The organism is Alloalcanivorax balearicus MACL04, from assembly GCF_025532145.1.
In the GTDB taxonomy this organism is placed as follows: domain Bacteria; phylum Pseudomonadota; class Gammaproteobacteria; order Pseudomonadales; family Alcanivoracaceae; genus Alloalcanivorax; species Alloalcanivorax balearicus.
The window spans coordinates 25,078-36,489 of record NZ_ARXS01000031.1 but is presented as its reverse complement, the minus strand read 5'-3'; the positions used below and the strand labels follow the sequence as shown (position 1 = coordinate 36,489).

Genomic DNA, 11,412 nt, shown 5'->3' with positions numbered 1-11,412 from the left:
CAAGTTCACCTTGCCGATGAAGGTTCGCCTCGAACGCTTTCGGTATCCGCCGGCTTTTCCTTGACGCAAAGACACGCTGCCCATGGAGCGCGTGCAGGCTTTTTTTTTCGGGAGACATACAATGAATAACCAACCCTGGCTGAAGTCCTACCCCGCGGGTGTGCGTTGGGACGCCGAAATCCTGCCTAAACCGGTGCAGCGTATCCTGACCGATTCGGTGACCAATCACCCGGAGCAATCCGCGGTCGATTTCATGGGGCGAAACATGAACTACCGGGAGCTCGGCGCGTTGACCGATCGCGTGGCCGCCGGGCTGCAGAAGCTCGGTGTCGGGCCGGGCGTTCATGTTGGCCTGTTCCTGCCCAATACACCGCATTATCTGGCCTGCCTGTTCGGCGTACTGCAAGCCGGCGGCACGGTGGTGAACTACTCGCCGCTTGATGCCGAAAACGTGCTCAAGCACAAGATCGAGGACAGCCAGACCGATTTCCTCTTCACTTTGGACATGGCCGCTCTGTACCCACGAATGGCGACCATGGTGGGCGCAACGCGGCTGAAAAAACTCATCGTCGGCAACCTGGCCGAGATGTCGGGCGCTCCCGAGCAGGTGGCCGTGGAAATGGCCGCCAGGGGCGAGACGGTGGCGATCCCCGCCGATGACTGGCATATGCGCTTTGCCGAGCTGGTTGATAATGACGGGCAGTACCGGGCCCATGTTGTTGACGATCCCCGCGAGACCCTGGCTGTTCTGCAGTACACCGGTGGCACCACGGGGCTGCCCAAGGGGGCGATGCTCACGCACGGTAATTTATCATCGGCCGTTGAGCAGGTGGTGACGACCGGATTGGGCACGCCGCCGATGTTCGAGATGGGCAAGGAACGCGTGCTCGCGGTGCTGCCGCCTTTTCATATCTACGCGCTTACCGTCAATCTGTTGCTGGCCGTGCGTCTCGCCGCCGAGATCGTGCAGCACGTACGCTTCGACCCAAAAGCCGCGCTGCGTGACATCACCGAGAAGAAACTCACTTTCTTCTGTGGCGTGCCAACCATGTTCACCGCCGTCATCAACGATCCCGATGCCGCTCAGTACGACCTGCGCACGCTCAAGATGTGCAATTCGGGCGGGGCGCCGCTGCCAGTGGAGGTGGGCAATCGCTTCAACGCTATCACCGGCACCTGGCTGGCGGAAGGTTGGGGTATGACCGAGACCTCTCCCACGGGCACTTTCTCACCCATTCCGGGTAAGCGTAAGGCCGGCTCCTGCGGCATTCCGCATCCTGGCGTGACCATCAAGATGCTCGATCTGGAAGACCCGGCGCGTTATGTGCCCCTGGGCGAGAAAGGCGAGATCTGCATTCAGGGACCCAATGTGATGAAGGGTTACTGGAACAAGCCGGAGGCCACGGCCGAGAGCACCACCTTCGACGGCTTCTTCCGCACTGGTGACATCGGCTATATGGACGAGGACGGCTTCGTGTTCATCGTTGATCGCTGCAAGGACATGTTGTTGTGCAGCGGTTACAACGTCTATCCGCGTGTGCTTGAGGAAGCCATCTACCAGCACCCCGAGGTAGCCGAGGTGGCCGTCATTGGCGTGCCGGATGAGTACCGGGGCCAGTCCCCCAAGGCTTTCATTACGCTCAAGCACGGCGCCAAGCCTTTCACGCTGGAGCAGCTGCAGGCGTTCCTCAAGGACAAGCTGGGCAAGCACGAGATGGTGCGGGATCTGGAGATCCGTGAAGCGCTGCCCAAGACCGCCGTGGGCAAGCTGTCGAAGAAAGATCTGGTCGATGAAGAAGCCCGGCGCCGTGTCGCCGTGTGACGCCTGTCGAGCATTCCAATAACGAAAAAACGAAAGAACAAAAAAGGGAGACCTGTCATGGCTCACTACGCTCCAGACCGGAAAACGGCTGCCGTTCAGTACGATCCACAGGACGAGGCGTTGTTTTCCAAGATCAGCTGGCGGTTGCTGCCACTGCTGATCGTGTGCTACATCATTGCTTTTCTCGACCGCGTCAACATCGGTTTTGCGCAGTTGCAGATGCGAGAGACGCTGCCATTCAGTGACGCCGCCTACGCCTTCGGCGCGGGCGTGTTCTTTATCGGCTATTTGCTGTTCGAAGTACCCAGCAATCTGATCCTGGAGAGAATCGGTGCGCGCAAGACCCTGCTGCGTATCATGTTCTGCTGGGGCCTGGTCGCTTCCGCCATGATGTTCGTTCAGTCGACGACGGTATTTTATATCCTGCGCTTCCTGCTCGGTGCGTTTGAAGCCGGCTTCTTCCCCGGCATCATTCTGTATCTTACCTACTGGTACCCAGGACCCCGGCGCGGCAAGGCGATCGCCCTCTTCATGACCGGCGCCACCATCGCCTATCTGCTCGCCGGTCCAATGTCGGGCGCCATCATGACGTACATGGACGGTCTGATGGGCTACCGTGGCTGGCAATGGTTGTTCGTTGTCCAGGGCCTGCCCGCTACCTTCCTGGGGCTCTTTGCCTTCTTTTATCTCAAGGACAAACCGGAAGATGCCAACTGGCTGTCCGCTGATGAAAAGTCCCGTCTGCGCCAACTGCTTGACGATGACGCGGCACTGGACGGCCGGGGAACCTCACACGGGGCATTCGGCGCACTGCTTGCCAGCCCCAAGGTCTGGGTAATGTCGCTTGTGTACTTTCTGGTTCTGGGCGCCACTTACGTGATGGTGTTCTGGGCGCCGACACTGATCAAGAGCTGGGGAGTGAAGGATGTATTCACCGTCGGGCTGCTCTCGTCCATCGCCCCCGCGGTTACCATCTTCGCCATGGTATTGATCGGGCGCAGCTCCGACAGACATAACGAACGGCGCCGGCATTTCATGTTCTGCTGCTCCCTGTGTGCCATTGGCGCGGTGGTTCTCGTCTTCACTCAAGGCACGCTGGTGTTGTCGCTCCTCGGTCTGGTCATTCTCACTGTTGGCCAGTCGTCAGCCACGCCGCTGTTCTTCGCCGCCACCAGTGAGGTCATTCCCAAGAAGATCGCGGCCGGCGGCATCGCGCTGGTCAGCAGCCTGGGTAATCTGGGGCCTGCCGTCATGCCCTCGGTGGTGGCTTTCGTCAACACCGCCACGGGTACGCCCAACGCCTCGCTCTACCTGGTGGCGGGGTTCTGGCTGCTGGCGGGGCTTATTCTCATGGCGGTGGTCAAGACCAGGATTGTGGCACGGCCGGCACTTGCGACCACGTGATGCCCTCTTGCTGACTCGCCGAAAACACCGTTTACGGGCCCGGCCCTGACGACAACACCACTGTGGGAGCCTGCCTGCAAGCGAAGGGTTTTCTTCGCTTGCAGGCAAGCTCCCACAGCGGCTTCGTAGCTCTCTGGAGAATGTATTGGCGGCCATAAAAAAACCGCACCAGCGGCCCTCATGATGTGGTCGTGCCCGGGGAAGGGTACCCTGGAGAGGGTAGGGGCACGGCCAACGCGGACGGCCGGTTGGGAGGCCGTCCAGGCTGGTGCGGTAAAACCGGGAATCCGGCGGCCGGGGAAGACCGCCGGAAGATTATCGCGGGGTCGTGATCAGAATACTTCGAACAGACCGGCGCCACCCATGCCGCCGCCGATGCACATGCTCACCACCACGTACTTGGCGCCGCGACGCTTACCTTCGATCAGCGCGTGGCCGACCATGCGAGCACCGGACATGCCGTAGGGGTGACCGATGGAGATGGCGCCGCCGTTGACGTTGTACTTCTCCGGGTCGATGCCCAGCTCGTCACGGCAGTACAGACACTGGCTGGCGAAGGCTTCGTTCAGTTCCCACAGACCAATGTCGTCGACTTTCAGCCCGAAGCGCTGCAGCAATTTGGGAATGGCGAACACCGGACCAATGCCCATTTCGTCCGGGTCACAGCCGGCCACTGCCATGCCACGGTAAGCGCCCAGCGGCTGCAGGCCGAGACGCTCGGCTTCCTTGGCTTCCATCAGCACGCTGGCGCTGGCACCGTCGGACAGCTGGGAGGCGTTACCGGCGGTGATGAAGCGGCCCTCTTTCACTTGCTGGCCGTCCTTGAACACCGGCTGCAGTTTCTGCAGGTCTTCGAGTTTGGTTTGCGGACGGTTGCCTTCGTCCTTGGACAGGGTCACTTCCTGGTCGGAAACCTCTTTGGTCTCCTTGTTCATGACCTTCATGATGGTGGTCATGGGAGCGATTTCGTCGTCGAACTTGCCGGCTTCCTGGGCGGCGGCGGTGCGCATCTGGGACTGATAAGCGTATTCGTCCTGGGCTTCACGGGAAACGTTGTAGCGGTCGGCGACCAGCTCGGCGGTTTCCAGCATGCTGATGTAGATGTCCGGACGATGTTCTCTCAGCCACGGATCGGCGGCGCGGAAAGTGTTCATCTTGTCATTCTGCACCAGGGAGATGGACTCCAGGCCACCGGCCACGGCCACGTCCATGTTATCGACGATGATTTGCTTGGCGGCGGTGGCGATGGACATCAGGCCGGAAGAGCACTGACGGTCCATGGTCATGGCGGAAACGGAAGTCGGCAGGCCGGCGCGCAGGGCACACTGACGAGCGGTGTTGCCGCCGCTGCTGCCTTGCTGCAGGGCGGCGCCCATGATCACGTCCTGGATGGTTTCCGGATCGATCTTGGCGCGCTCGACGGCGTGCTTGATGGCGTGTCCACCCAGGGCCTGGGCCTGGGTATCGTTGAAGGCACCCCGGTAGGCTTTGCCGATGGGGGTACGAGCGGTGGAAACAATGACAGCTTCTCTCATGATGGGCCTCGTTGCTCAAATAAAAGGGGGTTCAGATTAGCCCAGTTTAATGCCTTTGGCCTGGGCGGCTTTGGTCAGGATCTTGGAGACATGTTCGCCGCCGTTGTGCATTTCACGGGCGTTGCTCATGTCTGCGAGTTCCTCGAAATGGGCGGCGATGGCGTCCGGCGTGCGCTCGCCTTCCTGCAGATAGATACCTTCGCTCTCCATCAGACGCACGGTGGCGTAACAGCCGGCGCCGGCCAGCAGGATGCGACGGTTGGGGGCCTGGTCGCTGGCCAGGAACAATACCGCGGGAGTGATCTCGCTGGGTTCCAGCAGGGCCAGCACTTCCTTGGGCATCAGATCCTCGGTCATGCGGGTGGCGGCGGTGGGAGCCACGCAGTTGATCTTGATGTCGTACTTCTCGCCTTCCAGACAGAGGGTGTTCATCATTCCGGCCACGCCCATCTTGGCGGCGCCGTAGTTGGTCTGGCCGAAGTTGCCATACAGACCGGAGGTGGACGTGGTCATGATCACCCGGCCGTAACCTTGTTCACGCATCACCGGCCAGACAGCGCGGGTGCAGATGGCGGAGCCGGTAAGGTGCACGGCGATCACTTTGTCCCAGTCGCTCATCTCCATCTTGGCGAAGCTTTTGTCGCGCAGGATGCCGGCGTTGTTGACCAGGATGTCGATGCGGCCCCATTGATCCAGGGTCTGCTGGACCATGGCTTGCACCTGTTCCTGATTGGACACGTCGGCGCCGTTGGCGATGGCTTCACCGCCGGCTTCGACGATTTCCGCCACGACTTTCTCGGCGGCCTCGCTGGAGCCGCCGGTGCCGTCACGGGCGCCGCCGAAATCATTGACCACCACCTTGGCGCCCAGCCGGGCCAGTTCCAGAGCGTGGGAACGGCCCAGGCCGTTGGCGGCACCGGTGACGATCGCCACCCGGCCTTCGAAATTAATGCTCATCGATGTTCTCCTGATTTTTCTTCGCGCACCGGATTAACCGCGGTGCTTAACCCAATACCACCAGGCTCAGCCATTCGCAGGCGATGGCGGGCTTGTCCACGCCGTCGATCTCCACGGAGATGGCATAGCGGATCAACAGCTGGTTGTCGCCCCGGGGTTCCACCTGGGCCAGCTTGAAGTGGCCGCGTACCTGGGAGCCGGAGCGTACCGGGTTGAGAAAACGAATCTTGTCGAACCCGTAGTTGATGCCCATCACCGTGCCTTGCACGCCGGGCACCACGTCCATGGCCATGGCGGAAAGCAGGGACAGGCTCAGGAAACCGTGGGCGATAGTGCCGCCGAAAGGCGTTTCCTTGGCGGCCCGCTCCGGATCGATGTGAATCCACTGCGGATCCTCGGTGAGGTCGGCGAATTGATCGATGCGTTCCTGGGATACCGGAAACCAACGGGAGGTGCCCAGATCCTCACCCACCTTGGCCCGCAGTTGTTCGACGCTGAGTTTGTTGTTGAACATATTATTGTCTCCTGATCGTCACTGAAGGAGCGGGCGGGCCCGCTCCGGTCCGGGCTCAATAACCGCCGAGTGTGGCGAAGCGGTCGGCGCAGAAGTTGGCGTCACCGAGGGTCTCGCCACCGGCGCGGGCGCGCTTGAGGAAGAAGCCGATATCGAACTCGTCGGTCATGCCGATACCACCATGCATCTGCACGCCTTCCTGACCGGCCAGCAGGGCGGTGCGGGCGGCCTTGCCCTTGGCGGCGAACACCTGGGCGTCGGCATCGTCGGCATTGTTGTCGCAGGCATCCAGGGCCTGCAGCGCCAGCGCTTCGGTCATGGTGACATCGATCATCAACTGCGCGGCACGATGCTGCAATGCCTGGAAAGTACCGATCAGACGGCCAAACTGCTTGCGTTCCTTGAGGTAGCCCAGGGTGCGCTCGAACACCTCCCGGGACAAGCCCGCCAGTTCCGCGGCCAGTACCGCGCGGCCGGCGCGCAGAGCGGCCTGCAAAGCGGCGGCGCCGTCGGCCATGGGTTCCGCTTCGACGTTGTCGAACTGGATGCGGGCGGCGTTACGATTGTCGGCCATGATGGTCCGTTCGATGGTAACGCCGGACGCTTTCGGATCCACCAGGTAGAGGGCGCTGTCGCTGCCGTCGGTGGCGGCGACCAGCAGCAGGTCGGCCACATGGCCGTCCAGGACCAGCAGTTTGTCGCCGCTGATCTTGCCGCCTTCATAGCGGGTGTTCAGGCTGTCGGGACGGTGTTTGGCGCCTTCGTCCACGGCCAGAGCCACCAGCGCGGTGCCTTCGGCGATGGCCGGCAGCCATTTGCTTTGCTGCTCGGCGGTGGCGCCGGTGCTCAGGGCGGTGGCGCCCAGGACCGCGGTGGACAGGAACGGGGTCACCGAGAGGTTGCGGCCGATTTCCTGGGCCACCAGGCCGGCGCCGACCAGGCCAAAGGCGATGCCGCCGTGTTCCTCGGGTACCAGAATGCCGGTCAGACCCGCTTCCACCATGGCCTGCCACAGTGGCTGGTCATAGCCTTTCTCGTCGCGGCTGTCACGCAGTTCGCGCAGGCGGGACACCGGGCCCTTGTCGGCCATCAGCCGGGCCACGGAGTCCTGGAGCATCTGTTGTTCGTCGTTCAGTCTCATATTCTTTACTCCCAGAAAAGGGCTCCTTAAGCGTCCGGCAGACCCAGTACCCGTTTGGAAACGATGCCCAGCATCACTTCGGAGGTACCGCCTTCGATGGAGTTGCCCTTGGAACGCAGCCACTCACTGGCGAACATGCCGCCCTGGGTGCGCTCGCTTTCCCATTCCAGGCCTTCGGCGCCCATGGCGTCCATCATCAGCTCATAGCGGCGTTTGTTGAGCTCGGTGCCGTAGTATTTAAGTACCGCGGACAAGGCACCCACTCCTTCGCCGGCTTCCGCTTCGGCGCGTACCTTGGCGACCAGGGCGCGGAATGCCATGTGGTCGGTTTCCAGGCGGGCGATGTCGGCGCGCAGGGCGCTATCCGCCAGTTTGCCGTTCTCGGTGCCCACATGCTCGGCGGCCAGCGGCCCCAGGGCACGGCCTTTCAGGTAGCCCGGCGGCTCGCCGCCGATGTTGTTGCGCTCATGGGTCAGCAGATACTTGGCCACGTCCCAGCCACGGTTCAGCTCACCGACCACGGCATCTTTTTCTACTTTGACATCATCAAAGAAGGTTTCGCAGAACGGGGACTCGCCGGAGATCAGCTCGATCGGACGAGTGGTCACGCCCGGGGTTTCCATGTCGAACAGCACAAAGGAAATGCCGTTGTGCTTGGTGGCGTTGGGGTCGGTGCGCACCAGGCAGAAAATCCAGTCCGCCTTATCCGCGTAGGAGGTCCAGATCTTCTGGCCATTGACCAGGAAATGGTCGCCTTTGTCTTCGGCGCGGGTTTGCAGGCTGGCCAGGTCGGAACCGGCATTCGGCTCGGAATAGCCCTGGCACCAGCGGATTTCGCCGCGGCAGATCGGCGGCAGATGTTTGCGCTTGAGTTCGTCGCTGCCGAACTTCAGCAGCGCCGGGCCGAGCATCCAGAAACCAAAGTTGCTCACCGGCGTACGCGCATTGATGCGCTTCATTTCTTCATCGAGGATCGCCGCCTGTTCCGGCGTCAGACCACCGCCGCCATATTCCTGCGGCCATTGTGGCGCGGTCCAGCCTTTCTCGGCCATCCGCTCCATCCAGACACGCTGGGCGTCGGATTGGAATTGCCATTTGCGACCGCCCCAGCAGTGGTCCTCGGGGCCGCGTACGGGTTGGCGCATTTCTTCGGGACAGTTGGCTTGCAACCATTCCCGGGTTTCCGCACGGAACTGTTCAAGGTCCGACACCGTCCACCTCCTCTTTTGAAATAGTTTTTCATTTATGGACACGGCCGGAAGTATGTGAGGCGGGGTGTGGAGCGTCCAGTGTGAAAAACGCCATTGGCAAAGGCAGTTGTGTCATTGGTGAAAAGCGACATGCCGCCCGATGGAGGCGGGAGGGCGTATTTAAAGGCCTCAACGCCAAGTGAGCGTAGACCTTAGGCCAATGCAAAGATTGGAACGAATAGGTCATAATGTCCGTTTTCGCCAATAATATGTCGGTCTTCACCGGCTGTGGCAGAATGAGGCCTTTCCAACGCCCCAATAGGGAATAACCAGAACCATGACGGACATCGACCTCACCGCGAGCCCTCGCGATACCATCCTGGATGCCTCCGCGCGCTGCTTCATGGATCGTGGCTTCAACGCCACCAGCATTGATGACATCGCCAGTCGCCTGGGCGCCACCAAAGGCATGGTGTATCACTACTTCTCCTCTAAAGCGGATCTGTTCTTCGAGATCCATCAGATCGGCATGGATGCGCTGTTCAAGGCCGTGGAGCCCTTGTCCGAGGGCACGGATGACGCCGTGAGCAAACTGCGGGCCATGAGTGCGGCCCATGTCCATTCCCTGATTCAGACCCAGCATTACCAGCGTGCGGTGGCTGAAGGTGTGCAAATGCATTTGCGTATCAGCACCACCCGCGCCCAGAGAGCCCAGCTGACCCGTCTGCAGAACCGCCGCCGCCGTTATGAACAAATGTTCCTGGAGGTGCTGGAGCAGGGCATCGGCGAAGGCAAATTACGGGCGGAGCAGCCGCGCATTGCCATCAAGCCCCTGTTCGGCGCGCTCAACTCGGTGATCAATTGGTACCAGCCACGCCGGGAAAGCGGGCCGGGGGCGCGTGACGAGGTCGTCGAGGAAGTGGTGCGGGTGGCCCTGGCCGGCGTCGTGGTGCCGGGTAAGGGATAGCCTGCTGACTTCGCGGCCAAGGCCGCTTCCCACAGAGGGCACTACGGAGTCGCTGTGGGAAGCGGCCTTGGCCGCGAATGGGAGGGTGCCGGCGTTACTTCTTCAGGAACCGGTCAAAAATGGCGCGGGTCTCGTCGCTGAACAGACGGTCGGCGAACAGCACGGTTTCCCGTTTGATTTGTTCACGGATGGCATCGGCGCCATGGCGGGTCAGTTGCTTGGTGTACTGCATTGCCTGCGGTGGCTTGGCCGCTACCTTCTTGCCCAGTTCCAGAGCGCGCTCGCGCAGTTCCTCATCACTCACCCGGTAGGCGATCAGGCCCATGCGTTCGGCTTCCTCGGCGGTCAGGGTGTCGCCGGCGATGAGCAGACGATTGGCGTTCTGGCGGCCCAACAGGCCCGGCAGAATCAGGCTGGAACCGGCCTCCGGCACCAGGCCCAGATTAATGAAGGCAGTATAGAAACGGGCGCTGTCGGCGGCCATTACCAGGTCGCAATGCAGCAGCAGAGTAGTGCCGATACCGGTGCAGTTGCCTTGTACGGCGGCCAGCACGGGCTTGTCCAGATCGATCAGGCGGTGCACCACTTCCATGGCGGGACTGATCTTGCCGTTCTTGCGGGATTCCGGGTCGGCGTTGAGAAAGTCACCGATGTCGTTGCCGGCGCAAAAGGAGCGGCCGTCGCCGTCGATCAACAGCGCGTTGAGGTCATCACGGTCACGGAAATGATCCACGGCGCGGGCCAGATCCCGGTACATTTCGGCGGTGAGCGCGTTCAGCTTGTCGGCGCGATCCAGGGTGACCTGCATCAAGGCGTCGTGCTCGGTAACGCGGATGTGGCCGCTTTTCAGCTCCAGTGAACTCATTTCGGTCTCCCGGTTGGCATCATTTGTGTGGGGCAGGGCTTGGGAAAATATCGGAATTCGGTTTCGTTTTGCAACAGAAAAGAGCGCTAGCATGCAACACGCCGGCACGCTGGCACGCAAATGAGGGGATGACCTGTCTGTCGCGCTGATGTTGATCTCAGCGGGGGTTGACAGGTAGTGAGGCCTGGCAACGCTATTATTGGCGTGCAAGCGTGTTGGTGCCTTCCATGCATCAAACTAATGCGCTGGAATTCAAAATATCAATTTCACTAACTTTCCCCCCTGCTCTAGGCTGTGACCATCATTTGCTCACAGGCAGAGTCGTTACATGGCCCGTTTCTATCTCATCCGGCATGGTCAGGCGTCCTTCGGCGCGGCGAATTACGACAAGCTCTCTGATCTGGGACACCAGCAGTCCCGCTGGCTGGGTGAGTATTTCCGCGAGCGGGGCGTGCGCTTCGATGCCTTGATCAGTGGCGATCTGGTGCGCCACGTGGAAACCGGCGCCGGTATCTGCGAAGGGCTGGGGCAGGACCTGCCCACCGACCGGCAACCCGGCCTCAATGAATTCCAGTTCCATGCCCTGGTGGATGCCTATCTCAGCGCCTACCCGGATCAAATGCCGGAGCCCGGTGCGCCGGTCGCCGCCTTTTACCGCCTGCTCAAACGGGCCATGGTGGAATGGCGGGAACAACGTCTGAGCGGCAATTTGCCGGAGACTTGGCGTGAATTCTCCGATCGCGTGGCCGCCGCCATGGCTCACCTGCAGGGCCGTTATAGCGATCACGAGCGAGTGCTGGTGGTCAGCTCCGGCGGCGCCATCGCCATGTGGATGCATCATTTGCTCAGAACCGCTGACGAGACCGTGGTGGAGCTGAATCTGCAAATACGTAACACCAGCGTCACGGAAGGGTTCTTCAACCAGAAGGCGTTTCGCCTGTCCGCGTTCAATCAGGTTCCGCACCTGGATCGCGAAGACCGGCAGGACGCCGTCACCTATACCTGATCCGGCCCCGC

Annotated in this window: 10 protein-coding genes; 4 read left to right on the top strand and 6 right to left on the bottom strand. The window is 61.3% G+C overall.

The window, feature by feature from the left end; all coding sequences use genetic code 11:
• Positions 1 to 82: 82 nt before the first annotated feature.
• Both MA04_RS18990 and MA04_RS18985 read left to right on the top strand, forming a co-directional pair.
• Positions 83 to 1,822, top strand: a complete 1,740-nt coding sequence (locus tag MA04_RS18990) for a long-chain-fatty-acid--CoA ligase (protein ID WP_262462202.1) — start codon at positions 83 to 85, stop codon at positions 1,820 to 1,822.
• Positions 1,823 to 1,879: 57 nt separating this feature from the next.
• Complete coding sequence (locus MA04_RS18985; RefSeq protein WP_262462200.1) at positions 1,880 to 3,226, top strand: MFS transporter; 1,347 nt, start codon at positions 1,880 to 1,882, stop codon at positions 3,224 to 3,226.
• Positions 3,227 to 3,558: 332 nt separating this feature from the next.
• On the opposite strand, the gene MA04_RS18980 is transcribed toward MA04_RS18985, so the two are convergent.
• Genes MA04_RS18980 through MA04_RS18960 form a run of 5 tightly spaced genes read right to left on the bottom strand, consistent with a single transcriptional unit; the run spans position 3,559 to position 8,584 of the window.
• A complete protein-coding gene (locus tag MA04_RS18980) occupies positions 3,559 to 4,761 on the bottom strand; it encodes an acetyl-CoA C-acyltransferase (protein WP_014993969.1) in 1,203 nt (400 codons plus the stop codon).
• A 36-nt stretch (positions 4,762 to 4,797) separates the two neighbouring features.
• Positions 4,798 to 5,718, bottom strand: a complete 921-nt coding sequence (locus MA04_RS18975) for an SDR family oxidoreductase (protein ID WP_163121469.1) — start codon at positions 5,716 to 5,718, stop codon at positions 4,798 to 4,800.
• A 46-nt stretch (positions 5,719 to 5,764) separates the two neighbouring features.
• On the bottom strand, positions 5,765 to 6,232 hold the full coding sequence (locus MA04_RS18970) for a MaoC family dehydratase (protein WP_014993971.1): 468 nt from the start codon (positions 6,230 to 6,232) through the stop codon (positions 5,765 to 5,767).
• A 55-nt stretch (positions 6,233 to 6,287) separates the two neighbouring features.
• The gene (locus MA04_RS18965; RefSeq protein ID WP_262462198.1) at positions 6,288 to 7,373 is read right to left on the bottom strand and encodes an acyl-CoA dehydrogenase family protein; all 1,086 of its coding nucleotides are present in this window, start codon (positions 7,371 to 7,373) and stop codon (positions 6,288 to 6,290) included.
• Positions 7,374 to 7,399: 26 nt separating this feature from the next.
• Positions 7,400 to 8,584 carry an acyl-CoA dehydrogenase family protein gene (locus MA04_RS18960; RefSeq protein ID WP_022994027.1) on the bottom strand — a complete coding sequence of 395 codons (1,185 nt, stop codon included), beginning with the start codon at positions 8,582 to 8,584 and terminating at the stop codon, positions 7,400 to 7,402.
• A gap of 316 nt (positions 8,585 to 8,900) precedes the next feature.
• Here MA04_RS18960 and MA04_RS18955 point away from each other — a divergent pair, with 316 nt between their 5' ends.
• Complete coding sequence (locus tag MA04_RS18955; RefSeq protein ID WP_063140152.1) at positions 8,901 to 9,530, top strand: TetR/AcrR family transcriptional regulator; 630 nt, start codon at positions 8,901 to 8,903, stop codon at positions 9,528 to 9,530.
• 94 nt (positions 9,531 to 9,624) lie between these two features.
• On the opposite strand, the gene MA04_RS18950 is transcribed toward MA04_RS18955, so the two are convergent.
• A complete protein-coding gene (locus MA04_RS18950; protein ID WP_163121463.1) occupies positions 9,625 to 10,395 on the bottom strand; it encodes an enoyl-CoA hydratase/isomerase family protein in 771 nt (256 codons plus the stop codon).
• Positions 10,396 to 10,723: 328 nt separating this feature from the next.
• Here MA04_RS18950 and MA04_RS18945 point away from each other — a divergent pair, with 328 nt between their 5' ends.
• Positions 10,724 to 11,401: a histidine phosphatase family protein gene (locus tag MA04_RS18945; protein ID WP_262462193.1), complete on the top strand. Its 678-nt coding sequence runs from the start codon at positions 10,724 to 10,726 to the stop codon at positions 11,399 to 11,401.
• The last annotated feature ends 11 nt before the right edge of the window (positions 11,402 to 11,412 follow it).

What these genes read in the sequence shown, in the direction of transcription:
- MA04_RS18990 (WP_262462202.1), top strand. Translation starts at nt 83, where the DNA reads ATGGAGCGCGTGCAGGCTTTTTTTTTCGGGAGACATACAATGAATAAC.
- MA04_RS18985 (WP_262462200.1), top strand. Translation starts at nt 1,880, where the DNA reads ATGGCTCACTACGCTCCAGACCGGAAAACGGCTGCCGTTCAGTACGAT.
- MA04_RS18980 (WP_014993969.1), bottom strand. Translation starts at nt 4,761, where the DNA reads ATGAGAGAAGCTGTCATTGTTTCCACCGCTCGTACCCCCATCGGCAAA.
- MA04_RS18975 (WP_163121469.1), bottom strand. Translation starts at nt 5,718, where the DNA reads ATGAGCATTAATTTCGAAGGCCGGGTGGCGATCGTCACCGGTGCCGCC.
- MA04_RS18970 (WP_014993971.1), bottom strand. Translation starts at nt 6,232, where the DNA reads ATGTTCAACAACAAACTCAGCGTCGAACAACTGCGGGCCAAGGTGGGT.
- MA04_RS18965 (WP_262462198.1), bottom strand. Translation starts at nt 7,373, where the DNA reads ATGAGACTGAACGACGAACAACAGATGCTCCAGGACTCCGTGGCCCGG.
- MA04_RS18955 (WP_063140152.1), top strand. Translation starts at nt 8,901, where the DNA reads ATGACGGACATCGACCTCACCGCGAGCCCTCGCGATACCATCCTGGAT.
- MA04_RS18950 (WP_163121463.1), bottom strand. Translation starts at nt 10,395, where the DNA reads ATGAGTTCACTGGAGCTGAAAAGCGGCCACATCCGCGTTACCGAGCAC.
- MA04_RS18945 (WP_262462193.1), top strand. Translation starts at nt 10,724, where the DNA reads ATGGCCCGTTTCTATCTCATCCGGCATGGTCAGGCGTCCTTCGGCGCG.